This window comes from Pseudomonas putida (assembly GCF_016406145.1).
GTDB classification, from domain to species: Bacteria; Pseudomonadota; Gammaproteobacteria; order Pseudomonadales; family Pseudomonadaceae; genus Aquipseudomonas; species Aquipseudomonas putida_E.
This window is the reverse complement of record NZ_CP066306.1, coordinates 1,593,242-1,614,979: the sequence shown is the minus strand read 5'-3', so window position 1 is coordinate 1,614,979 and position 21,738 is coordinate 1,593,242. Positions and strand designations below refer to the sequence as shown.

General features: G+C 61.4%; 22 protein-coding genes and 1 tRNA gene. 16 read left to right on the top strand and 7 right to left on the bottom strand.

Annotated features, from left to right (window positions below; all coding sequences use genetic code 11):
* Positions 1 to 351: 351 nt before the first annotated feature.
* Positions 352 to 1,107 carry a spermidine synthase gene (locus tag JET17_RS07465; protein WP_042111253.1) on the bottom strand — a complete coding sequence of 252 codons (756 nt, stop codon included), beginning with the start codon at positions 1,105 to 1,107 and terminating at the stop codon, positions 352 to 354.
* Positions 1,108 to 1,225: 118 nt separating this feature from the next.
* Between JET17_RS07465 and JET17_RS07460 the strand changes: the two genes are divergently transcribed.
* Complete coding sequence (locus JET17_RS07460; protein WP_012313386.1) at positions 1,226 to 2,572, top strand: class II 3-deoxy-7-phosphoheptulonate synthase; 1,347 nt, start codon at positions 1,226 to 1,228, stop codon at positions 2,570 to 2,572.
* A gap of 68 nt (positions 2,573 to 2,640) precedes the next feature.
* Here the strand turns inward: JET17_RS07460 and JET17_RS07455 are convergent, their stop codons facing one another.
* Positions 2,641 to 2,859: a DUF1127 domain-containing protein gene (locus JET17_RS07455; protein WP_012313385.1), complete on the bottom strand. Its 219-nt coding sequence runs from the start codon at positions 2,857 to 2,859 to the stop codon at positions 2,641 to 2,643.
* Between the two features lie 96 nt (positions 2,860 to 2,955).
* On the opposite strand from JET17_RS07455, the gene JET17_RS07450 reads away from it, so the two are divergent.
* Positions 2,956 to 3,807, top strand: a complete 852-nt coding sequence (locus tag JET17_RS07450; RefSeq protein ID WP_012313384.1) for a LysR substrate-binding domain-containing protein — start codon at positions 2,956 to 2,958, stop codon at positions 3,805 to 3,807.
* A gap of 18 nt (positions 3,808 to 3,825) precedes the next feature.
* On the opposite strand, the gene JET17_RS07445 is transcribed toward JET17_RS07450, so the two are convergent.
* Positions 3,826 to 4,575, bottom strand: a complete 750-nt coding sequence (locus JET17_RS07445; RefSeq protein ID WP_042111907.1) for a sulfite exporter TauE/SafE family protein — start codon at positions 4,573 to 4,575, stop codon at positions 3,826 to 3,828.
* A gap of 113 nt (positions 4,576 to 4,688) precedes the next feature.
* On the opposite strand from JET17_RS07445, the gene JET17_RS07440 reads away from it, so the two are divergent.
* From JET17_RS07440 to JET17_RS07430, 3 genes are all read left to right on the top strand, one after another.
* Entirely contained in the window at positions 4,689 to 5,645 is a 957-nt protein-coding gene (locus tag JET17_RS07440; RefSeq protein WP_012313382.1) for a LysR family transcriptional regulator, read from the top strand.
* A 55-nt stretch (positions 5,646 to 5,700) separates the two neighbouring features.
* Positions 5,701 to 6,156, top strand: a complete 456-nt coding sequence (locus JET17_RS07435; RefSeq protein WP_012313381.1) for a MarR family winged helix-turn-helix transcriptional regulator — start codon at positions 5,701 to 5,703, stop codon at positions 6,154 to 6,156.
* A gap of 141 nt (positions 6,157 to 6,297) precedes the next feature.
* Complete coding sequence (locus JET17_RS07430) at positions 6,298 to 6,726, top strand: organic hydroperoxide resistance protein (RefSeq protein WP_012313380.1); 429 nt, start codon at positions 6,298 to 6,300, stop codon at positions 6,724 to 6,726.
* Between the two features lie 58 nt (positions 6,727 to 6,784).
* Here JET17_RS07430 and efp read toward each other — a convergent pair whose 3' ends face one another.
* Together efp and earP are read right to left on the bottom strand one after the other, a co-directional pair.
* The gene (gene efp, locus JET17_RS07425) at positions 6,785 to 7,354 is read right to left on the bottom strand and encodes an elongation factor P (RefSeq protein ID WP_012271109.1); all 570 of its coding nucleotides are present in this window, start codon (positions 7,352 to 7,354) and stop codon (positions 6,785 to 6,787) included.
* A gap of 48 nt (positions 7,355 to 7,402) precedes the next feature.
* Complete coding sequence (earP, locus tag JET17_RS07420; protein ID WP_012313379.1) at positions 7,403 to 8,536, bottom strand: elongation factor P maturation arginine rhamnosyltransferase EarP; 1,134 nt, start codon at positions 8,534 to 8,536, stop codon at positions 7,403 to 7,405.
* A gap of 130 nt (positions 8,537 to 8,666) precedes the next feature.
* Here earP and JET17_RS07415 point away from each other — a divergent pair, with 130 nt between their 5' ends.
* Entirely contained in the window at positions 8,667 to 9,059 is a 393-nt protein-coding gene (locus JET17_RS07415) for a hypothetical protein (protein ID WP_012313378.1), read from the top strand.
* Positions 9,060 to 9,061: 2 nt separating this feature from the next.
* Positions 9,062 to 9,532, top strand: coding sequence for a GreA/GreB family elongation factor (locus tag JET17_RS07410; RefSeq protein ID WP_012313377.1), 471 nt, complete (start codon positions 9,062 to 9,064; stop codon positions 9,530 to 9,532).
* 378 nt (positions 9,533 to 9,910) lie between these two features.
* Here JET17_RS07410 and JET17_RS07405 read toward each other — a convergent pair whose 3' ends face one another.
* A complete protein-coding gene (locus JET17_RS07405) occupies positions 9,911 to 10,846 on the bottom strand; it encodes a LysR family transcriptional regulator (protein WP_042111251.1) in 936 nt (311 codons plus the stop codon).
* Positions 10,847 to 10,963: 117 nt separating this feature from the next.
* Between JET17_RS07405 and JET17_RS07400 the strand changes: the two genes are divergently transcribed.
* From JET17_RS07400 to JET17_RS07360, 9 genes are all read left to right on the top strand, one after another.
* A complete protein-coding gene (locus tag JET17_RS07400) occupies positions 10,964 to 11,713 on the top strand; it encodes a 3-oxoacyl-ACP reductase family protein (RefSeq protein WP_012313375.1) in 750 nt (249 codons plus the stop codon).
* A gap of 80 nt (positions 11,714 to 11,793) precedes the next feature.
* Complete coding sequence (locus JET17_RS07395) at positions 11,794 to 12,987, top strand: MFS transporter (RefSeq protein ID WP_012313374.1); 1,194 nt, start codon at positions 11,794 to 11,796, stop codon at positions 12,985 to 12,987.
* Positions 12,988 to 13,082: 95 nt separating this feature from the next.
* Positions 13,083 to 13,463, top strand: a complete 381-nt coding sequence (locus tag JET17_RS07390) for a hypothetical protein (protein ID WP_012313373.1) — start codon at positions 13,083 to 13,085, stop codon at positions 13,461 to 13,463.
* 122 nt (positions 13,464 to 13,585) lie between these two features.
* Complete coding sequence (locus JET17_RS07385; RefSeq protein WP_012313372.1) at positions 13,586 to 15,724, top strand: TonB-dependent siderophore receptor; 2,139 nt, start codon at positions 13,586 to 13,588, stop codon at positions 15,722 to 15,724.
* Positions 15,725 to 15,874: 150 nt separating this feature from the next.
* Positions 15,875 to 16,783, top strand: a complete 909-nt coding sequence (locus tag JET17_RS07380; RefSeq protein WP_042111905.1) for a LysR family transcriptional regulator — start codon at positions 15,875 to 15,877, stop codon at positions 16,781 to 16,783.
* An 81-nt stretch (positions 16,784 to 16,864) separates the two neighbouring features.
* Complete coding sequence (locus JET17_RS07375) at positions 16,865 to 17,728, top strand: amidohydrolase family protein (protein WP_012313370.1); 864 nt, start codon at positions 16,865 to 16,867, stop codon at positions 17,726 to 17,728.
* Positions 17,729 to 17,780: 52 nt separating this feature from the next.
* Positions 17,781 to 19,097 (top strand): dicarboxylate/amino acid:cation symporter, encoded by a 1,317-nt coding sequence (locus JET17_RS07370; protein WP_012313369.1) that lies wholly within the window; start codon positions 17,781 to 17,783, stop codon positions 19,095 to 19,097.
* A gap of 69 nt (positions 19,098 to 19,166) precedes the next feature.
* On the top strand, positions 19,167 to 20,393 hold the full coding sequence (locus JET17_RS07365; protein WP_012313368.1) for an OprD family porin: 1,227 nt from the start codon (positions 19,167 to 19,169) through the stop codon (positions 20,391 to 20,393).
* 75 nt (positions 20,394 to 20,468) lie between these two features.
* The gene (locus JET17_RS07360; RefSeq protein ID WP_012313367.1) at positions 20,469 to 21,365 is read left to right on the top strand and encodes an NAD(P)-dependent oxidoreductase; all 897 of its coding nucleotides are present in this window, start codon (positions 20,469 to 20,471) and stop codon (positions 21,363 to 21,365) included.
* Positions 21,366 to 21,477: 112 nt separating this feature from the next.
* On the opposite strand, the gene JET17_RS07355 is transcribed toward JET17_RS07360, so the two are convergent.
* A tRNA-Ser gene (locus JET17_RS07355) sits at positions 21,478 to 21,567 on the bottom strand.
* Between the last annotated feature and the right edge of the window lie 171 nt (positions 21,568 to 21,738).

Below are 21,738 nucleotides of genomic sequence, written 5' to 3'. Positions count from 1 at the left end.
AGAAAAACTTGGGAAGGTCCGCCTAGCGGACGTGCAGCCGAAGCTGGACTCGGAGGATTTGCACCACCTGATTTTGAGGCCCGCTAAAAGACCGGCGCGTACTATACCCGAATTAATAGAGGGAAGTGTGGAAAATTTTCACGAGCATGGGGCCAGTACGAGGCCATCAATGGCCGATAGCTGAAACGATTATCTCTCAAAGCCTGGCACGGCCCCGGTAGGAGCGGCCTTGTGTCGCGAAAGGGCCGCAAAGCGGACCCGGCAATGTATGCGGCGACGCTAAAATCCCGAGGGCGCTTCGCACCCTTTCGCGACACAAGGCCGCTCCTACGGGGGGACGGCGCCAGGCCTTCACGTTGCTGGGCGGATTTCCTTGATCAACCCCTCAAGGCTGTACCCCAGCTGTGGCGCCAAGGCTTCAGCCCTGCCCTTGAGCCCACCCAGGTCCAGCGTTTGCTCCAGGTCCGCCGGCACCAGCAGGATCACATTGCCCTCCTTCACCGGCAGCTCCCAGTAGTGCCGGTGGTACAACCCGCGCAACAGCGCCGCGCCCAGCGGCCTGCCGTCATCACCGGCCCACTGGTTGATCACCAGCCAGCCACCGGGGTTGAGCTGCTTCTGGCAATTTTCCAGAAAGGTCCAGGCCAGATGCCCGACACCCGGGCCGTGGTCGGTATACAGGTCGACGAACAACAGGTCGGTTTTCTCCGCCGTGGGCAGCAGCTCCAGCGCATCGCCAACCCGCACATACAGGCGCGGGTCGTCGTCCAGGCCCAGGTACTCCATGGCCAGGCGCGGTACATCCGGGCGCAGCTCGATGGCCTCGATGTCTTCCAGCGGCAAGAATTTCATGCAGGCCTGGGTCAGGGTACCGGCGCCCAAGCCAAGAAACAGGGCGCTTTCAGGCAGCTCGTGGCACAGCGCACCGACCAGCATGGCGCGGGTGTAGTCGTACTCCAGCCAGCTGGGGTCGGCAGTGAACACGCAGCTTTGCTCGATGGCATCGCCAAATTCGAGGAAGCGGTAATCATCCACTTCATACACGCTGATGACCCCAAAGGCATCCTCGACCCGAGCCAACAGCCGCTCTTCCCGCTCCGTCGCCATGAACCTGTCACCCGCCCGCGCAAAAACGCGCATTGTCCGCCAACGTCCCCGATGCAACAAGCTCAGCGCCAACTGTTACCATGGCAGACAGCCTATAACCGACAAGACCGAGCCTTTGATGAACCGACCGTGGAGCCCTGACAGCTGGCGTACCCTGCCGATCCAGCAGCAACCGACCTACCCCGATGCCGCGCATCTGCTCAAGGTCGAGCAGACCTTGGCCAGCTACCCGCCGCTGGTGTTCGCCGGGGAAGCGCGCGAGCTGCGCCGGCAGTTCGCCGAGGTCACCGAAGGCCGCGCCTTCCTGCTGCAGGGCGGCGACTGCGCCGAAAGCTTCGCCGAGTTCTCTGCGGCGAAGATCCGCGACACCTTCAAGGTGTTACTGCAGATGGCCATCGTCATGACCTTCGCCGCCGGTTGCCCGGTGGTCAAGGTCGGGCGCATGGCGGGCCAGTTCGCCAAGCCACGCTCATCGGGCGACGAAACCATCGGCAACGTCACCTTGCCGGCCTACCGCGGCGACATCGTCAACGGTATCGGCTTCGACGAAAAAAGCCGCGTGCCAGACCCGGACCGCCTGCTGCAGGCCTACCACCAGGCCACCGCCAGCCTCAACCTGCTGCGCGCCTTCGCCCAGGGCGGCTTCGCCGACCTGCACCAGGTGCACAAGTGGAACCTGGACTTCATCGCCAACTCGGCGCTGGCCGACAAATACCACCAGTTGGCCAACCGCATCGACGAGACCTTGGCCTTCATGCGCGCCTGCGGCCTGGACAGCGCCCCGCAATTGCGCGAAACCAGCTTTTTCACCGCCCACGAGGCACTGCTGCTGAACTACGAAGAAGCCTTCGTGCGCCAAGACAGCCTGACCGGCGACTACTACGACTGCTCGGCACACATGCTGTGGATCGGCGACCGCACCCGCCAGCTCGATGGCGCACATGTGGAATTCCTGCGTGGGGTGCACAACCCGATCGGGGTCAAGGTCGGCCCAAGCATGAACCCTGAAGAGCTGATCCGCCTGATCGACACGCTCAACCCGGCCAACGACCCGGGGCGCCTCAACCTCATCGTGCGCATGGGCGCCGGCAAGGTCGGTGAGCACCTGCCCCGGCTGATCCGCACCGTCGAGCGCGAGGGGCGCAAGGTGCTGTGGAGCTCGGACCCGATGCACGGTAATACCATCAAGGCCAGCAGCGGCTACAAGACCCGTGACTTCGCGCAGATTCTCGATGAGGTAAAGCAGTTCTTCCAGGTGCACCAGGCCGAAGGCAGCCACGCGGGCGGTATTCACATCGAGATGACCGGGCAGAACGTTACCGAGTGCATCGGTGGCGCACGGCCGATCACCGAAGACGGGCTGTCGGACCGTTACCATACTCACTGCGACCCCCGCATGAACGCCGACCAGTCGCTGGAGCTGGCGTTTTTGATTGCCGAAACGCTCAAGCAGGTGCGCCGTTGAGGTAAGTAGCTGTCGCAGCTTCTTCAGCGCCCTGAAGACCGAGCGCCGCCCGCACGGCGCTCGCCCCCTCACTTACGCAGCGGATCATCCCAGAATGGCCGCTCTGCCTCCTGCTGGATATCTGCCCGGCTCAACCCCAGATCCTGCAACGTCGCATCGCTGAGACTGGCCAGTTCCCGACGCTGGCGATACAGCTCCAACCAGCGAGCCGGGCGCTGCAAGGCAGCATGCCACAGGTGGTTGAGGGAAAAGGCAGGGTGCTGAATGCTGCTGACATGACCTTTCATCGTGAAGCCCTCCGTGTTGATGGCTTCAGTCTCGCCCCGGGCTTAAGATCAATCCAACGAATGTTTCTTATGCTATGCATCTAGGAGATTGATGCAATGTCCCACTACCAAAGCCTCGATGCCGACGTGCTGCGCACCTTTGTCGCCATTGCCGAGCAAGGTGGGTTCACCCGCGCCGGCGAAGTGGTCAACCGCACCCAGTCGGCCGTCAGCATGCAGATGAAACGCCTGGAGGAAGACGTCCTGCAGCGCCAACTGTTCGAGCGCGACGGCCGCCAGGTGCGCCTGACCGCCGAGGGCCAGGTACTGCTGGGCTACGCACGGCGCATCCTCAAGCTGCATGGCGAAGTGTTCAACACCTTGCGCATGCCGCACATGGTCGGGCTGGTGCGCATAGGCACACCGGACGACTACGCCATGCGGTTCTTGCCGACCATCCTGTCAAGCTTCGCCCAGGCCTACCCGCTGGTGCAGGTGGAGGTGCATTGTGATTCGTCTAAACACCTGATGCTGCGCCAGGACCTGGACCTGACCATCGTCACCCGTGAGCCCGGGAACGAAGTTGGCCAGTTGCTGCGCCAGGAACGCCTGGTGTGGGCCGCCGCCGAAAGCTTCTGCCCACAGGAGCAACGGCCGATGCCGCTGGCACTGTTCAATACCGACTGCTTCTGCCGCGCCTGGACCTGCAATGCCCTGGAGGCCCAAGGCATCGACTACCGCATCGCCTACACCAGCCCGAGCCTGGCGGCGATCTTTGCCATCGTCACGGCAGGGCTGGCAGTGACGGCGCAGTTGCAGAGCCTGATTGGCGGCAATATCCGTATCCTGGGCGAACAGGACGGCTTGCCTGAGCTGCCGGTGGCCAATGTGATGCTGCTGCGCAATGCACAAAGCCAGTCACCGATCACCGACTGCATGGCCGACTACATCATCGAAGGCTTCCAGTAATGGGTGCGCCAGACCACTCTAAAGCTCAAATCCAAGCATCACGGCGCACACCACCAAAAATACACAGAACATCGCCCGCAGCACCTTCTCTGGCAGCGCATGGGCCAGCCGCACTCCCCAGCTGATACTGAGCAGGCCTCCGACTGCCAACGGTATCCCCACCCCCCAGTCGACACTGTGGTGCACGCCATAGGTCAGCAAAGTCACCATGGTGCTCGGCGCCGCCAGCGCCAGCGACAGCCCTTGCGCCACCACCTGCGTGGCGCCGAACACGCTGGTCAGGATCGGCGTAGCCACCACCGCGCCGCCCACCCCGAACAAACCGCCCATGGTTCCACTGAAGCAACCCAGCACCCCCAGCCAGGGCCAGTGATGGCGCAGCTCCGGGCTTGCCGGGGCGGATTTGTTAAACATACGCGCCACGTTCCACAGGGCCAGCGCCACCAGAAAGCCGACAAAGCCCAGGCGCATGGCCTGCGCATCGATACCCACTGCCCAGATCGAGCCCAACCAGGCGAACACCAAGCTGCACACCGACAACGGCAAGGCATGGCGCAACTCGATGCGGTTGCGCTGGTGATAACGCCACAGGGCCAGCAACACGTTCGGCACCACCATCACCAAGGCCGTGCCTTGGGCCAACTGCTGATCAAGCCCGAACAGCACACCAAGTGCCGGAATGGCGATCAGGCCGCCGCCAATGCCGAACAACCCACCCATGGTGCCCAAGGCTGCGCCCAGCACGATATACATCAACCACTCGATCATCAGGGCCTCATCCGCCTGCATCAACAATGCGAGCATGCTAACGATTACGCTCTGGCGGGGAAACGCACAGCAACGCACAATGGCTGTGCGTTTAATGCAAAAGCAAGGCAGCCATGAGCCCTGACACCCTTACCGACCAACTGAGCCTGTTCCTCGATGTGCTGGAGACTGGCAGTTTTTCCGCTGCCGCCCGGCGCCATCCACTTACCCCCTCCGCCGTCGCCCGGCGCATCGACAGCCTCGAGAGCGCCGTGGGCAGCCGCCTGTTCACCCGCAGCACCCATGCGGTGCGTGCCACGCCTGCAGGCAACGCCTTCGCCGAGCGCGCCCGGCGCATCATCGAGGAACTGCGCCTGGCCCGCGCCGAGGCCGTATCACTGAGCAGTGCTCCGGAGGGCTTGATCCGTATCGACGCCCCTGCCGCCTTCGGCCGCCGCCACCTGGCTCCGGCCATTGCCGACTTCCTGGTGGCCTACCCAGGCCTTGATGTGCACCTGCGGCTGATCGACAGCTTCGTCGACCTGCACGGCAGCCACCTTGGCGAGGTCGACCTGGTGCTGCGTGCGGGCCCTCTGGCCGATACCCGCCTGGTCGCCACACCGCTGGCCTACATGGTCCGCGTCGCTTGCGCCAGCCCCGCCTACCTGGCCAGCCGCGGCATACCCGCCTGCCCCAGCGAACTGCCCGGTCACGACGGGCTGGACTGGGACGGCCTGGCACCGCCGTTCGCCTGGCGCTTCAACGTCGATGGGCAATCACGGCTGTACCGGCCCTCGCGGATGCGCATGGCCGCCAACAATGCTGAAACCCTGCTGTTCGGCGCGCTTGCCGGCCTGGGCGTTGCGCACCTGCCGACCTGGCTGATCAGCGACTACCTGCTGCGTGGCGAACTGGTACCACTTTTTTGCGACAACGGCCTGCCCGCTGCAGAGACCAGCGGTATTTATGCGCTACGCCTGGCACATGAAACGAACTCTCGCAGCCGCTTGCTGCTCGAATTCCTCAAGAGCCGCTTCAGCCCGATCCCTCCTTGGGACATGGCACTGCGAAGTGAGCTGCGATGGCAATGAGCGCGCAAACCTTCAGCGTGCTAGATTTCTCCATTGATCACATTCAAGGACCTGCATGAACGCCGACACCCAAGCTTCTTGCGACGAGCTGCTGCTGGACAACCAGGTCTGCTTTGCCCTGCACTCCACCTCGTTGCTGATGACCAAGGTCTACAAGCCCCTGCTTCAGGCATTGGGCCTTACCTACCCGCAGTACCTGGCCATGCTCGTGCTGTGGGAACAGGACGGCCTGACCGTGGGCGAGATCAGCCAGCACCTGCTCACCGACCCCGGCTCCCTCACTCCCTTGCTCAAGCGCCTGGAAAGCGAAGGCCTGCTCAAGCGAACCCGTAGCCGTGAGGATGAACGGGTGGTGCTGGTGCAACTGACCGACAAGGGGCGCGCCCTTCAGCAGCAGGCCAAAGAGGTGCCACAGTGCATTCTCAAGGCCAGCGGCCGCAGCCTGGAGCGCCTGCAACAACTACAGGCAGACCTGCTGGAGTTGCGCGACAGCCTGCAAAAGAACCTCTGACGGCTATGCTGTGCAATGCCCGCTCAGACGAGCGGTGAAGATTTATCTTGCGCACTAACTAATTGCGCGCTAATTTAAATCCCGTACCCACCCGATGCACCCGGCACACACGGGGCGCACAGCACACTAGCGAGGCTCAATATGCACAAGGTCACTCCGCTGTACATCGCAGAAGCCACCTCCACTGGCGGTCGCGACGGTAAATCCAGCTCCAGCGACGGCAAGCTGGAAGTCAAGCTGAGCACCCCCAAGGAGCTGGGCGGCGCGGGCGGTGACGGCACCAACCCTGAGCAGATGTTCGCTGCCGGCTATTCGGCCTGCTTCATCGGCGCACTGAAATTCGTCGCCGGCCAGGAGAAAAAGCAACTGCCTGGCGACGCTTCGATCACCGCCAAGGTGGGCATTGGCCAGATTCCCGGTGGCTTCGGCCTGGATATCGACCTGCACATCAACCTGCCGGGCCTGGCCCAGGCCGAAGCCGAAGGGCTGGTGGAGAAGGCGCACCAGGTATGCCCTTACTCCAACGCCACCCGCGGCAATGTAGATGTGCGATTGCATGTGACGGTGTAACACCAGGCACAAAAAAACCCGGCCGAGGCCGGGTTTTTTGTGCACATCACAAGAAAAATTACTTCTTGGAACGGCCCTTGAAGCTGTTGTCGCGAGTGTCGATGTCGATCCACTCGTCGATCTGGATGAAGTCGGCAACCTGGATCTCGGTACCGTTCTTCAGCTTGGCAGGCTTCATGACCTTGCCCGAGGTGTCGCCACGCGCAGCGTTCTCGGTGTAGACAACCTGACGGCTGATGGTGGTCGGCAGCTCTACCGATACCAGACGGCCTTCGAAGAAGACGGCTTCGCAGATGTCTTCCATGCCTTCTTCGATGTACGGCAGAACGGCGTCGATGTCTTCGGCGTTCAGCTCGTACATGGTGTAGTCGGTGGTGTCCATGAAGGTGTACGAGTCACCGCTGATGAACGACAGGGTCGCTTCTTTGCGATCCAGGATCACGTCGTCCAGCTTGTCGTCCGCACCGTAAACGGTTTCGGTCTTGTAGCCGGTCAGCAGGTTTTTCAGCTTGGTCTTCATGATCGCGCTGTTGCGACCCGATTTGGTGAACTCGGCTTTCTGAACCAGCCACGGGTCGTTGTCGATCCGCAGTACGGTACCGGGTTTCAGTTCTTTACCAGTTTTCATTACGAAGTATCCGAATCTGGATGGATTTATAAAAATCGAGGCCGCATATCATAGCCAATTTCGGTAAAACTGTACCAGCGCCTTGGCGAGGTCCGGCCGAGCGGCTTGGCGCGCCGCCCACTCACGGGCATGCTGCTGCAGTTCTGGCCAGTGTTTACGGGCCCCTTGCCAGGCCTGGTGCATATCGTGGTTCATGTTCCAGGCGCGCCACAATGCCACCATCGCCTCGCCGGCAGCGTCCGACAGGCCCTGTCGATAAAGGCGCAGGAACGCGTCGAGCTTTTCCCAGTGGGCGTTTTCCTCTTGCACGTAGATGTGCCAAAGCATCGGCCGGCCTGCCCACTGCGCGCGCACGAACGAATCTTCGCCGCGCACGGCATTGAAATCGCAGCACCACAGCAGGCGGTCATAGTCGTCCTGGCTGACGAACGGCAGGATCTGCACCCTCAGCGCCCCCCGCTGGAACACGTCGCCGACCTTGAGCCCCGGCTCGCCCAGCCAATTGGCCAGGTCCGGGAGAATCCGACCCTGCGGTACCAACAGATGGGTGGCACAGGCTTCCGTGGCCAAAGCATCGAGCCAGCTGCCCAGTTGCGGGTTTTCATAGGCGAACAGCGAGACCAGTTGCGCGTCGGCCTGCACGTCTACACCCAGGCCTTGCAGGAAGGCAGCTCGCGCCTGTGCAGATTGCTCGAAGGCCTGCCGCTGCGCCAGCAACGAAGCCTCACGCAGCAGCCCGCCAGTCTTCTCGGTAAAGCCTGGGAAGAAAAACACCTTGCGCAGGCCATTGGGCTGCGGCGACGGCAAGCCGTGGCAGCCCTCCACCCAGTCTTCGGCACTCAGGTAGTCGAGGTTAAGCCAAAGGATTGGTGTGGGGCGGGCGCGCATCGCTTCGACGTACTGTGCGGGCAACTGGCAGGCAAAGGCACCAATCACCACATCGGCGGGCTCGACCGGCAGCCACTCGCCAGGCCAGGCGCGCACTTCGACGCCCTGCTGCCATTGCCGCGCGGCGCCGGCGTCGGCGCCTGGGCACAGGGGCACGAAAGCCTCCAGGTCGTCCACCCACAGCCGCACCGCCAGCCCGTGCTCGGCCACTAGCTGCCGGGCCAGGCGCCAGGTCACGCCGATATCACCGTAGTTGTCCACGACACTGCAGAAAATGTCCCAGGTGACGTTCATGTGCCCTGCCCTCGCCCTGCGCAAAATCACGAATTCTGCGGTTAAATTGTCGCCGACAAAAGCACCAACGCTGAAAAACCGCCCGATGCCGTGCGACAATGGCCCACATAACGCCTGCCAGGAGGCCGCCATGCCCCGCCACCGTGAACTGCAAATAACCCTCAAGCCTGTGCAACTGACCCTGTGTGTGGCATTGGGCCTGTGGCTGGGTGCCGTGGCCATCGCGCTGAGCCTGTGGCTGGCCGTCCACCTGTGGCCCCAGCAAGTGCAGCCAGTGGCCCAGGCAGTCGCCCCCGCCCTTGCCCGGCCCCCGGCCCCGCCGGCGCAACCGGCGGATGCGCAAAGCGAGATGTTCGAGCGTTACAAGGCCATATTGCACAAGCAGGAGCTGCAGCAGGCGGCCGAGGCCGCGCAAGGCAACCCACGCAACCTCAACAGCCCCAAGTGCCAGTTCTGGCTGTCGCAGAACCGCACTGCGCCGACCGACAAGAGCCAGGCCAACGTGCTGGAGTTCTGTTACTGATCATGGACAAGGCCACCCTGCTCACGCGTATCGTTGCAGCCCTGGAAACCGACATGGAAGTATTGCGCCGCGCCGCGCAAACCGCCTACGAAACCGCCACCGCCGAAGAAAATATCGCCGAAAACAAGTACGACACCCTTGGCCTCGAGGCCTCCTACCTGGCCACCGGCCAGGCGCGGCGCACGGCCGAGATTCGCCAGGCACTGCTGATCTACCAGCAACTGGTGCTGCGCGACTATGACCCGGCGCGGGGGATACAGATCGGCAGCCTGGTGATTCTGGAAGATGAAGCGGGGGCTCAGCGGCAGGTGTTCCTGGGGCCGGAAGCGGCCGGGTTGAAGATTGGCGAGGCAGACGCACTGGTGACGGTCATTACCCCGCGCTCACCGCTAGGCCAGCAACTGGTCGGTAAAAAGGTCGATGACGAGGTCAGCCTTGGGGCCCAGCTGTTCTTCATCGTCGAGGTTGCCTGAACCGGCCCCATCGCCGGCAAGCCGGCTCCCACAGGGTTTGCGCCGGCTTTTAGAAATTGGGCAAGACGGTTGCTTACACAGGTAAAGCGCAGGGCTGAAGAAGTGCGCGGCCGCGGTGGGAGCCGGCTTGCCGGCGATGGGCTGCGCAGCAGCCCCATAGCGGAGCTGTAATAGCCCGAGCGCGCTCGACGGGACCAGCGAGCATCTGGGGCCGCTTTGCGGCCCATCGCCGGCAAGCCGGCTCCCACAGGGATCGCGCCAGCTTTGAGAAGTTGAGCAAGACAGTTGCTCCCACTGGGTTTGCGCTGAGCTTGAGAGCAGCGGGGTACCTGTGGGAGCCGGCTTGCCGGCGATGAGGCCGGCCCTGCCAGCCTCCGACTAACCGGCAAGAGCATCGAATTTGCGCGCCAGCCCGCCATGGGCGAACTGCTCCTGCACGAACTCGATGAACGCCCGGGTCTTGCCCGGCAGAAGCTTGTGCTCGGCGTAATACAGGCTGATATGCCCATCATCCACATACCAGTCCGGCAACACCCTTTGCAGTTGGCCCGCCTGCAGGTAAGGCACGGCAAACGGCAGGCTGACCAATGCAATGCCCAACCCCTGCTGGGCTACGGCACAGGCTGCATCCGAGTCGCTCATGGTCATTGCCTGGCGCAATAGCAGTGGCTGCTGCGCCTGCCAACGGCTGGTCAACGGCCACGACCGCACACGGCCGGTCTGCGGTGAGCGAATCAAGATGCCGGCATGGCGCCCCAGTACCTGCGGGTCTTCAATGACGGGGTGCTGGCTCAAGTACCCTGGGGCTGCCACCAACACCCGATGCGCAGGGGTCAGCCGGCGCGCCACCACCCCCAGCGGTAGCTCGAAACCACCGCCAATCGCCGCATCGAAACCTTGGCCGATCAGGTCTACCTGACGGTTGTCGAAATGCCAGTCCGGGGTGATCGCCGGGTAGCGCCGCAAGAACTCACCCAGCAACGGCAGTACATACAGCCTGCCGAACACCGTCCCCATACTCACCCGCAACAGCCCGGCCGGCTGACCTTCGGCGCTGGCCAGGTTGGCCACGGCGTACTGGATGGTACGAAAGCTGTCACTGACTTCGCCTAAAAAACGCTGCCCGGCTTCGGTCAAGGTCAGCTTGCGGGTACTACGCTGGAACAGCCGCACACCGAGGCGCGCTTCAAGCTGGGCGACATGCTTGCCCACCGCCGCCGGGGTAATGCTCAAACGGCGGGCCGCCTCCGCGAAGCTGCCCACCTCGGCGCTGCGGATGAAACACTCAAGGGCGTTGAACGACTCCATGGCCATGATTGCCAACCAAAGGTTTACTCTGCCAATAGTGATTGCCATCTTATCAGCAGGTAATCATCGGTCGATACTGCGCCCATCCAAGGTATTCAGCCTTGCTTCCAGCAGGAGATCAGCATGTCCAAGCAATTTACCCTCGAAGGCAAAGCAGCCCTGGTCCAGGGCGGTTCACGCGGTATCGGTGCTGCCATCGTCCGCCGCCTGGCCCGTGAGGGCGCCCAGGTGGCCTTCACTTACGCAAGCTCCGAAGGCCCGGCCAACGATCTGGTAGCAGAAGTCAAAGCAGCTGGCGGCCAGGCATTGGCCCTGCGCGCAGACAGCGCAGACGCCGCCGCCGTGCAACTGGCAGTGGACGACACCGTAAAGGCCTTCGGCCGCCTCGATATCCTGGTCAACAATGCAGGCGTACTGGCCGTGGCGCCGCTGACCGAATTCGACCTGGCAGACTTCGACCGCACGCTGGCCATCAACGTACGCAGCGTGTTCGTCGCCAGCCAGGCCGCCGCCCGCTACATGGGCCAGGGCGGGCGCATCATCAACATCGGCAGCACCAATGCCGAGCGCATGCCGTTTGCTGGCGGAGCGCCGTATGCCATGAGCAAGTCGGCATTGGTCGGCCTTACCAAAGGCATGGCACGCGATTTGGGGCCACAGGGCATCGCCGTGAACAACGTGCAGCCAGGGCCGGTGGATACCGACATGAACCCGGCCAGCGGCGAGTTTGCCGAAAGCCTGATCCCCTTGATGGCGATCGGGCGTTACGGGCAGGTGGATGAAATTGCCAGCTTCGTGGCGTACCTGGCGGGGCCTGAGGCGGGGTACATCACCGGTGCGAGCCTTACAGCCGACGGTGGCTTTGCGGCCTGATCGAACGGTTTGCACGCTGGCGTCCAGCCTGAGCCGCCCAGATACTGAACGCCACTTACCTTGCCCGCACCGAGAAATTGATGAACACCCCAATCTTGAGCCGCGCCCTGATCCTGCTGATGGCTACCGCCACCGGCCTGGCCGTGGCCAGCAACTACTACGCACAGCCACTGCTGCACAGCATCGCCGAACAGTTCGGCCTGAGCACCGCCAGCGCCGGCAGCATCGTCATTGCCGCGCAACTCAGCTATGGCGCGGGCCTTCTGCTGCTGGCGCCTTTGGGCGACCTGTTCGAGCAACGCCGCCTGATCGTGATCATGTCGGTCATTTCCACCTTGGGCCTGGTGATCAGCGCCTGCGCCCCGAGCCTGCCCTGGCTGATCCTGGGGACCGCGCTCACCGGGCTGTTTTCGGTGGTGGCGCAGATCCTCGTGCCCATGGCCGCCACGCTGAGTGAGCCGCATCAGCGCGGGCGCGCAGTGGGCACGCTGATGAGCGGCTTGCTGCTGGGCATACTGCTGGCGCGTACCGCTGCCGGCTTCATGGCCGAACTGGGTGGCTGGCGCAGCATCTATGTGCTGGCTGCGGTGCTGATGGCCGTCACCGCCTTTGCCCTGTACCGCAGCCTGCCACAACACCACAGCCATGCCGGGCTGAAATACCCGGCACTGATCGGTTCTGTATTCCGCCTGTTCATCGAGGAGCCAGTGCTGCGCCTGCGCTCGCTGCTGGGCTTGCTGGCGTTCAGCCTGTTCGGGCTGTTCTGGACGCCGCTGGCGTTTCTGCTGGCGCGTGAGCCCTACCATTATTCCGACGCGGTTATCGGCCTGTTCGGCCTTGCCGGCGCGGCAGGTGCGCTTTCGGCCAACTGGGCCGGCCGCCTGGCTGACCGTGGCAGAGGCTCGCTGGGCACCACAGTGGGCCTGGTAGCGCTGTTGTTGTCATGGATACCGCTGGGTTTCGCCGAAAGCTCGCTACTGGCCTTGCTGCTCGGCGTACTGGTGCTGGACCTGGCCGTGCAGCTGGTGCATGTGAGCAACCAGAATGCAGTCATCGCCTTGCGGCCCGAAGCACGTACCCGGCTCAATGCCGGTTACATCACCTGTTATTTCATCGGCGGCGCCCTAGGCTCCTTGCTGGGCACACAGTTGTTCCAGTACCAGGGCTGGATGGGCATCGTGACGGCAGGGTTGCTGATCGGGGCGCTGGCGCTGCTGGTGTGGGGTTGGGCCGAGCACAAGCGCAAGCGCGCCGTAAAGGCCTGTGCGGCATGACACCGCAACCCTCCGTCGCCTGCTCGTTGACTTGCCCGTCGCGCCGGCGCTTCAGTAGGGATTGATCAAAGCCCCTTTACTGACAGGACGACTCAATGACAAGGCTCACGGTGCAATCCGGCGATTTCTTGCAAGGTGAAGGCGAGTATCGCAATGGATCGCTCACACTCAAGACCCCGCGCAGCCCCTCGCCTGGCGAGCGGATTTCCCTTACCCGCATCAGCGACCTGCGCCTGGCCAGCCTGGAATCCAATCGCAGCCTGGGTACCGCGCTCGGCTGGGGCATGGCCGGCGCCCTGGTGGCCGGCCCGGTTGGCCTGCTGGCCGGGCTATGGCTTGGCGGCAAGGAGGAAGAAGCCACCTTCCTTGCGACGTTCAAGGACGGCCGCAAGTTGATGGCCAGTACCGATGGCAAGACCTGGTCCAAGATCGATGACAGCTGGCGCCAGCATCGGCACCCGCCTGCAGGGGATTGAACAACTTCAGGCGTACGGGGTGATACGCGCCTGATAACATGAGCGTTTTTTGACTGCACGGGCCCATTCGCGGGCTTACCCGCGAATGGGCCCGTGCGTGCTCACCGCTCAAGGACCCCAGCATGCCCCTGCCACACCCCCGCCTGCCCCTGAGCCTGCTCAGCCTGGGCCTGGCCCTGCACAGCCCCCACGGTTTGGCTCAAGACAGTGTCACGCTCGCCCCGGTAGAGGTTTCCGACACCTACGGCAACGACAACTATCAGGTAACTGAAGCCGCGGCAGGCGGGTTTCAGCCAGCCCCCGTGCTCGATACCCCGGCGTCGGTCAGTGTTTTCAACCAGCAACTGATCGAAGACCGCCAGGTACGCAAGCTCAGCGAAGTGCTGCAAAGTGATGCCTCGGTCGGCGAAAGCTACGCCCCGATCGGCTATTACGAAAACTTCAACGTGCGCGGCTTCGAACTCAATGCCGCCAGCAGCTACCGCATCAATGGCCAGACCATCGCCGGCGAACAGAACGTGGCGCTGGAAAACAAGCAGCAAGTCGAACTGCTCAAGGGCCTGTCGGGCCTGCACAGTGGCGTATCGGCGCCTGGCGGGCTGATCAATTACGTGACCAAGCGCGCCGAGGATGTGCGCAGCGTAACGGTATCGACCAACGAACAGGGCGAGCGCTACCTGGCCACCGACCTGGGCGGCTGGTTTGGCAGTGAACGGCAGTTCGGCCTGCGCGCCAACCTCGCCCACGAAGATATCCGCTCGTACGTCGACCATGCCGATGGCAAGCGCGACTTTGCCTCGCTGGCGTTCGACTGGCTGATAAACCCCGATGCCACCTTGCAGCTCGATGCCGAGTACCAGCACCGCGAACAGCGCTCGGTGCCGGGCTATCAACTGCTTGGCGGCAGCGAAGTACCGCACGGCATCGACCCGGATGACCGCCTGGCTTACCAGCACTGGGCCAAGCCGGTGCAGAACGATTCACTGAACCTGGGCGGGCGTTTCCAGTACCGCTTCAACGATACCTGGAGCGGCACCCTGAGCGCCTCGCGCAGCAAAGTGGTGATCGATGACTACAGCTCGTTCGCCTGGGGCAGCGAAGACGGCTGGCAGTCGCACTTCAGCCCGGAAGGCGACTACGACATCTACGACTTCCGCAGCCCTGACGACACCCGCCGCACCGATGAAGCGCAAGCGATGCTCGACGGCCACTTCGACGCGCTCGGCGTGAGCCATGAGCTGACGGTGGGTGCCAGCGCACAACGCCGCACGCTGGATCAGCGCCCCTACTACAACCAGCTGGTCGGTAGCGGCAACATCTACACCGGCGCCCCCGCCGTGGCGCCATCGGACCTGCCGGTCGGTGCCAGCGAGCGGCGCCTGGACAGCCGCCAGTACGGCCTGTTCGTCAACGACCGCATCACCTTCAGCGAGCAGTGGCAGGCCGTGCTCGGCGCCCGCGAAGTGCGCCTGGACGAAAAGACCTGGGACGAAAACGGCCGGGCCGGGCGCCATACCCGGCAGTACCAGTTGCTGCCCAATGCCGCGCTGATCTACAAGCCGCGCCAGGACACCACCGTGTATGCCAGCTACTCCAAGGGCCTTTCCGCAGGGGGTACCGCGCCCTGGTACGCCAGCAACGCGGCAGAAATCCTCGCCCCGACCCTGTCGCATCAGCTTGAGCTGGGCATCAAGCGCGACTGGCAGGGCATGAGCTTCAGCGCCGCGCTGTTCCAGATCCGCCAGGCCTATCAATACGCCCGCCCTGAAGGCGACGGCAGCTTCACCTACGTGCAGCAGGGCCAGCAGAAGAACATCGGCCTGGAACTGGGCGCCAGCGGCTGGGTAACCTCGAACCTGCAAATCCAGGCCAGCGCCGCAGCGATTCGCGCGCGCGTGAAGAACAGCGGTACCGATGCCTACGAAGACCATCAGGCGATCAACGTGCCGCGCCTGCGCGCAGCCCTGCAAGCCGACTACAGCCTGCCGGTGCCGGGCCTGGCCCTGCTGGGCGGGGCACGTTACAGCGCCAGCAAGTATGCGAGCCAGGCGGGGAATGTGCAGGTGGGCGGCTATACCGTGTTTGATGTGGGAAGCCGCTATCGCACGCGTATCGGCGGCTATGACACGGTGCTGCGCCTGACCGTGGATAACGTGTTCGACAAACGCTACTGGCGGGATGTGGGGGATTACCTGGGGGACAACTACCTGTTCCAGGGCGCGCCGAGGACGGCACGGGTGTCGGCTTCGGTGAGTTTCTAGACACCGTTGGCGGCGTATGTCAGAAAGCGGGATATTCCGCTTGGTGAGCACGCATTGCTCACCCGCCCATGGCTTTGATCAACAGATTCGCCCTTCGCAAAACAAGATGAATCCAACAGAATAATGTTTTGGATGCGGGGGGCGTATCGGGTGGATCTCAAGCAACTGGAGTGCTTTGTACGCGTCGCTGAATTTGGTGGCTTCACCAGGGCGGCGGCGACACTGAACCTGTCCCAGTCGGTCGTAAGCCGTCAAGTGCGCCAGTTGGAGCTGGAGCTTGGGCAACACCTGTTACTGCGCAACGGTAGAGGCGTCACCCTTACCCCTGCTGGCACCCGGCTTTTCGAGCATGGCCAGGGCATCTTGCGTCAAGTACAAGTCGCCCGCGAGGATTTGCAAGAACAGCGTGACTCATTGACTGGCAAGGTGGTGATCGGCCTCCCCCCTAGTATTGCGCGGCGCCATACCGTTGGTATTGTCACAGCGTTTCAGAAGGCGTTTCCCGGGTGCTCGCTGGGCATCAAAGAAGGCTTGTCCCACTCAATGAGGGAGTGGCTGCTGTTGGGCCGCCTGGATTTTGCGCTGCTGTACAACCCCGCGCAAAACGCGCAACTGCATTTTGAGCCGCTTCAATCCGAACCCCTTTGGCTGATTGGTGCTGCCGGGGCATGCCTCGCACCAGCGGTGCCGCTGGCCACCCTCGGTGACTACCCACTGATCATACCCAGCCAGCCACACTCTCTCAGGCGGCTGATCGAATCGGAAGCTGCACGGCATCATGTAGAACTCAACGTACACATGGAAATAGACGGCATTCCCTCTTTGATAGACCTGGTCGCCGCGGGCGCCGGTTTTGCCGTTCTGTCACGAATGGCACTCAGTGGTTCCTACGTCCCCCTAGGTTTGCAATCGGCCCCAATCGTCGAGCCCACTATCAATACCCACCTGTTCGTCGCCACAACCAATCAGAGACCATTGACACGCCTGGCTTCGATGACCTTGGCCGTGGTCAAACATCAAATGCGCGATCAAGCCATGCAAAAACCACATAACTGCTAGTGGGACCTGTCGATTGTTGCATGGCTCCTTGAGCGTCAAGATGGCTGAGGACTTACCAACGACAACCGATAGAGACGTGCCATGAAAAGCTGCCTACCACCCGACCCATTCCCCACCAAGCCTGTTGAGGCCCTGCCTGTTGGTTCTTGGGATGCTCACTGCCATGTATTTGGGCCAGCGGCGCAATTCCCCTACGCCGAAGACCGCAGCTACACCCCACCAGACGCTGCATTCGCGCAGCTTGTCGAACTTCATGACCACCTTGGCTTCGAACGCGGCGTTATTGTTCAGGCCAGCTGCCACGGCTCAGACAACCGCGCGATGCTAGATGCAATTGGCCGCAGTGCCGGGCGCTATCGAGGCGTAGCAATCATCGACGGCAGCGAGACTGACGAGGCGTTGGCGCGGATGGACGCCTGCGGGGTTCGGGGAGTACGGTTCAATTTCGTCGCTCACCTGGGCGGTGCGCCCGACCTTGCCATTTTCGACCAGGCACTGGAACGTATCCAACCCTTGGGCTGGCATGTGGTACTTCACCTGGATGCTCAGGACATCGTCACCTATGCCGATCGCTTGGCACGTATCCAAGTGCCGTTCGTAATAGACCACATGGGCCGGATCAAGGCTCAGGACGGCCTCGATCAAGCGCCGTTTCGGACGTTGCTTGAGCTGATGGACAATCCGCTGGCATGGGTGAAGGTCTGTGGCGCCGAAAGGGTCTCAGCGGGGCGCAAACCCTTTGATGATGCTATCCCCTTCGCCATGTCGCTTATCGAGACGGCGCCGGAGCGTGTGCTCTGGGGTACTGACTGGCCTCATCCAAACATCAGCAAGGACATGCCCAATGACGGGGGGCTTGTCGATCTGATGTACCGCTTCTGCCCGGATCCAGCGACACGTCAGAAGCTACTGATCGACAACCCCCTGAAGCTTTACGGACGCTGATTTCAGCGCTCGACCACACCAACTCCAAAAACAATCAGGTAGTGGAATCGATATGAACACTTCGACCGAAGCGACGCACCCTGCCGCGCAACTGAAGCCCGCGGCCCGCACACGACAGCCCTTCTATAAAGCGATGTATTTCCAGGTTTTGCTGGGGATTGTCCTGGGTGGGCTCGTCGGACATTTCTGGCCAGATTTCGCCGCCTCACTAAAACCATTGGGTGATGCGTTCATCAAGCTTATCAAGATGATCATCGGCCCTGTGGTGTTCTGTACCGTAGTGACCGGCATCGCGGGCATGCAAGACCTGAAAAAGGTCGGTCGTGTGGGAGGCAAGGCACTGCTTTACTTCGAGATAATTTCCACCGTCTCGCTAGTCATAGGGTTACTCGGCGGCCACCTGTTCAACCCAGGCGCCGGGTTTCACGTAAACCCTGATTCACTGGATGCCTCTGCAGTGACAGGTTTTGCTGAGAAAGCGCAGCACCTGGGTATCGTCGAATTCCTGATGAGTATCATCCCGAATACGTTCGTCTCAGCGCTGGCAGATGGCAACATCCTGTGCATTCTGCTGATTTCAGTACTTTTTGGCTGTGCCTTGTCCGCAATGGGGGATAAAGGTAAGCCGGTGTACACCATGATCGAAGGCGTTTCGGGCGTGTTCTTCGGTATTGTCCATATCATCGCCAAGTTTTCAGCAGTCGGCGCATTTGGTGCAATCGCGTTTACCGTTGGCACGTATGGCGCCGCATCGCTGCTGCCGCTGCTCAAATTGATCGCAAGCTTCTATGTGCTTTGCATATTCTTCATCGTGCTGGTGTTGGGCTTCGTTGCAAGGCTTTGCGGGTTCAGCATCCTGCGGTTCGTCTCGTATATCAAGGATGAACTACTGATTGTACTGGGCACCAGTTCATCTGAAGTTGTGCTCCCCCAAATCATGGAGAAGATGGAACGACTCGGTTGTTCGAAATCGGTCGTCGGCCTGGTAATACCCACCGGCTATTCCTTCAACCTGGACGGCACCAACATCTATTTGACCATGGCTGTTCTGTTCATTGCTCAAGCACTCGACATTGAACTTACGTGGGGGCAGCAACTGACCTTGATCATTGTTGCCATGCTGAGTTCAAAAGGTGCCAGCGGGGTTTCGGGGGCTGCGTTCGTGATGTTGACCAGTACCTTGCTCGTCGTGCCCGTTGTGCCCGTTGCGGGAATGGTGCTGATCTTGGGCATCCACCGCTTTATGGGCACTGGCTTGGCGATGACCAACCTCGTCGGGAATGGTGTCGCAGCACTGGTTGTATCCGCCTGGGAAAAAGAACTGGATCGCGGCAAGCTGAACCAGCAACTGCACCCCACCAAACACTGATCCCCACTGCTTGACCTCCACGGCCCTGCCGACAGGGCCGAGGATTGCTGCGCCCTGGAGAAAACAATAATGAATTCCAAACTGCGCTACGCCGTAACGCTGGCGGGGATGACGTGTGTCACACCCCTGCTGGCCGCCAGCTTTATCGAAGACAGCAAGGTACGCCTGGATATCCGCAACTTCTATTACAACGCAGACTTTCGCGACGGTACGGGTGTATCAAAGCGGGAAGAATGGGCACAGGGATTTCTGCTCAACTATGAATCTGGATTTACCCAAGGAGATATCGGCGTTGGCCTGGATGCACTGGGCTATCTCGGCGTCCGTCTCGACTCCAGTGCAGATCGGACGGGAAGCGGGCTTCTGCCAACTACTGCATCGGGAGAGGCGGTTGAAGAGTACTCCAAGGGCGGTTTAGCAGCGAAAGTCAAAGTGTCGAGGACTGAACTGCGCTACGGCATCGCGCTCCCCAAGGTACCGGTTTTGCAATTCAATGGTAGCCGGCTTTTCCCGCAGTCCTTCCAAGGGACGCAGATCAGTTCCAGCGAAATTGACGGGCTGACCGTCAACATGGCGCAATTCAACCGCACAACCAGCCCCGACTCCACCGACCAACAACACATCATGCTGGCGGCAAAAAACGGCCGTTACTCAACCGCCGGCGTTGGTAATCACTTCCGGTACGCTGGCGCGAGCTACAAGCCCGACCCAACACTGACGCTCAGCTACTACCACGGTGGCCTCGAGGACGTTTACGCGCAGCACTTTCTCGGCGCGACCCAGCGCCGAAAGCTTGGCCGTGGGTGGCTCGAGTTGGACCTGCGGGCTTTCTTCAGCCATGAAGCAGGCAATGCCAAGGCCGGTCGTGTTGACAACGAGGCTTACTCCGCCCTGGTCAGTTACACACTCGACAATGGCCACAGCATGCTTGCCACCTATCAGCATATGGAAGGTGACACCGGCTTCCCCTACATCAATAACCCGTATTTGCCCAACTACGTTCAATACCACGACTTCGCAGAAGCAGGTGAGCGCAGTTGGCAGTTTCGCTACGGCTATGACTTCAGTCACCTGGGTGTGCACGGGTTGAGCTTTTATACCAGCTATACCCAGGGGACACATCTGGACAAGCGAGGCGGCGGCGGCGAGTGGGAGCGCGACGTGGATGTGACCTACGAGATTCCACACTTCAAAGGCTTTTCGATTCGCTGGCGTAACGCCCTTTACCGAAGCGATATCAACCGTGGCATCGACGAGAACCGCTTGATCCTCAACTACTCGCTTGCATTCAAGTAAACAGCCCCTTTCTCTCCTGAAACTTTGCGAACAGAACGTGTCGTTTTTCAGGCAACCGATTACGAGGAGCCCGTGATGTACATCAAAACGCTGGGGTTGATTGGTTTTGGCGAGGCCGGTGCGATACTCGCCCAAGATATTGCCCGCCAGGGTGTCCATGTGCAGGTATACGACAAGCTTCAGCAAGATGAAGCTTGTCGCGGCGCCCTGTTGACAAAGGCACAGGCATGTGGGGTCAGGCTTTGTGCTTCGGCTATCGATGCCAGTGACGGCGCCGACCTGGTCATGTCTGCAGTGACCGCCGGTGCCGCCCTTGAGGTCGCCCTGCACCTCATGCCACAGCTCAGATCCGGGCAAGTTTTCATGGATCTGAATTCTGTGGCGCCAGCAACAAAAAAAGCAGCGCACCAAGCCGCAACGCACCATGGTGTGGACTATGTCGATGCGGCAGTCATGGCACCGCTGCCGCCACAGCGCTTGAAAACCCCCATGCTACTGGGCGGCCCTCGGGCACTTGAACTCGAAACTGCGCTAAAGGGGCTCGGCTTGAATGTTCAAACCGTAGCAAACACCATTGGTGTGGCGTCTTCCATCAAGATGTGCCGCAGCATAATGATCAAAGGGCTTGAAGCGTTGACAACCGAGTGCATGGCCACTGCGCGGCAATATGGCGCAGAGGATTTCGTACTCGCTTCACTGCATGAAAGCTTTCCTGGCTCAGGCTGGGACGGAACACTTGCGCACTATCTCATCAGCCGAGTCGCCGAACATGGCTTCAGACGCGCAGAGGAGATGGAGGAAGTAGCGCGAACGGTATCTGACGTTGGCGTGGATGCGAATATGAGCTTGGCGACTGCCGCAACACAGCGCGCATTTGCACAAGCGATCCGTAACGCAGGGCTTGTATATGCCGACCTTCTGCCTTTTGACTGGGTTCAGGTAGTCGATAAACTACAGGCCACGCCCACCTAAGCGCCATAATCGCATGCTGGCCAGAATGGCCAGGCTGCAAAACGCCCACCGAGCGCAACCGTAAAAACAAAAATCCCCCAAACCTTTCGGCTTGGGGGCTCTTCGTAGAATGTGGCGGTGAAGAAGGGATTTGAACCCTTGATACGATTTCTCGTATACACACTTTCCAGGCGTGCTCCTTCGACCACTCGGACACTTCACCGTTTTCTCTTCAAGCCATTCAGCCTGTCGAGGCGCGCTAATTTAGTAGAAGACCTTTTCTTTGGCAAGCATTTTTTTCAGTTTTTTCATGCATTTAAGCCAAACCACGGAAAAGCCGAGGCTGCCAGGGCAAAGCCGCCAATCTCGCCAGCGCTTTTACCGCACCCGGCCG

Bases quoted from the DNA above. Each gene is read 5' to 3' on its own strand.
- JET17_RS07465 (WP_042111253.1), bottom strand. From the start codon at position 1,107: ATGGCGACGGAGCGGGAAGAGCGGCTGTTGGCTCGGGTCGAGGATGCC.
- JET17_RS07460 (WP_012313386.1), top strand. From the start codon at position 1,226: ATGAACCGACCGTGGAGCCCTGACAGCTGGCGTACCCTGCCGATCCAG.
- JET17_RS07455 (WP_012313385.1), bottom strand. From the start codon at position 2,859: ATGAAAGGTCATGTCAGCAGCATTCAGCACCCTGCCTTTTCCCTCAAC.
- JET17_RS07450 (WP_012313384.1), top strand. From the start codon at position 2,956: ATGTCCCACTACCAAAGCCTCGATGCCGACGTGCTGCGCACCTTTGTC.
- JET17_RS07445 (WP_042111907.1), bottom strand. From the start codon at position 4,575: ATGATCGAGTGGTTGATGTATATCGTGCTGGGCGCAGCCTTGGGCACC.
- JET17_RS07440 (WP_012313382.1), top strand. From the start codon at position 4,689: ATGAGCCCTGACACCCTTACCGACCAACTGAGCCTGTTCCTCGATGTG.
- JET17_RS07435 (WP_012313381.1), top strand. From the start codon at position 5,701: ATGAACGCCGACACCCAAGCTTCTTGCGACGAGCTGCTGCTGGACAAC.
- JET17_RS07430 (WP_012313380.1), top strand. From the start codon at position 6,298: ATGCACAAGGTCACTCCGCTGTACATCGCAGAAGCCACCTCCACTGGC.
- efp (WP_012271109.1), bottom strand. From the start codon at position 7,354: ATGAAAACTGGTAAAGAACTGAAACCCGGTACCGTACTGCGGATCGAC.
- earP (WP_012313379.1), bottom strand. From the start codon at position 8,536: ATGAACGTCACCTGGGACATTTTCTGCAGTGTCGTGGACAACTACGGT.
- JET17_RS07415 (WP_012313378.1), top strand. From the start codon at position 8,667: ATGCCCCGCCACCGTGAACTGCAAATAACCCTCAAGCCTGTGCAACTG.
- JET17_RS07410 (WP_012313377.1), top strand. From the start codon at position 9,062: ATGGACAAGGCCACCCTGCTCACGCGTATCGTTGCAGCCCTGGAAACC.
- JET17_RS07405 (WP_042111251.1), bottom strand. From the start codon at position 10,846: ATGGCCATGGAGTCGTTCAACGCCCTTGAGTGTTTCATCCGCAGCGCC.
- JET17_RS07400 (WP_012313375.1), top strand. From the start codon at position 10,964: ATGTCCAAGCAATTTACCCTCGAAGGCAAAGCAGCCCTGGTCCAGGGC.
- JET17_RS07395 (WP_012313374.1), top strand. From the start codon at position 11,794: ATGAACACCCCAATCTTGAGCCGCGCCCTGATCCTGCTGATGGCTACC.
- JET17_RS07390 (WP_012313373.1), top strand. From the start codon at position 13,083: ATGACAAGGCTCACGGTGCAATCCGGCGATTTCTTGCAAGGTGAAGGC.
- JET17_RS07385 (WP_012313372.1), top strand. From the start codon at position 13,586: ATGCCCCTGCCACACCCCCGCCTGCCCCTGAGCCTGCTCAGCCTGGGC.
- JET17_RS07375 (WP_012313370.1), top strand. From the start codon at position 16,865: ATGAAAAGCTGCCTACCACCCGACCCATTCCCCACCAAGCCTGTTGAG.
- JET17_RS07370 (WP_012313369.1), top strand. From the start codon at position 17,781: ATGAACACTTCGACCGAAGCGACGCACCCTGCCGCGCAACTGAAGCCC.
- JET17_RS07365 (WP_012313368.1), top strand. From the start codon at position 19,167: ATGAATTCCAAACTGCGCTACGCCGTAACGCTGGCGGGGATGACGTGT.
- JET17_RS07360 (WP_012313367.1), top strand. From the start codon at position 20,469: ATGTACATCAAAACGCTGGGGTTGATTGGTTTTGGCGAGGCCGGTGCG.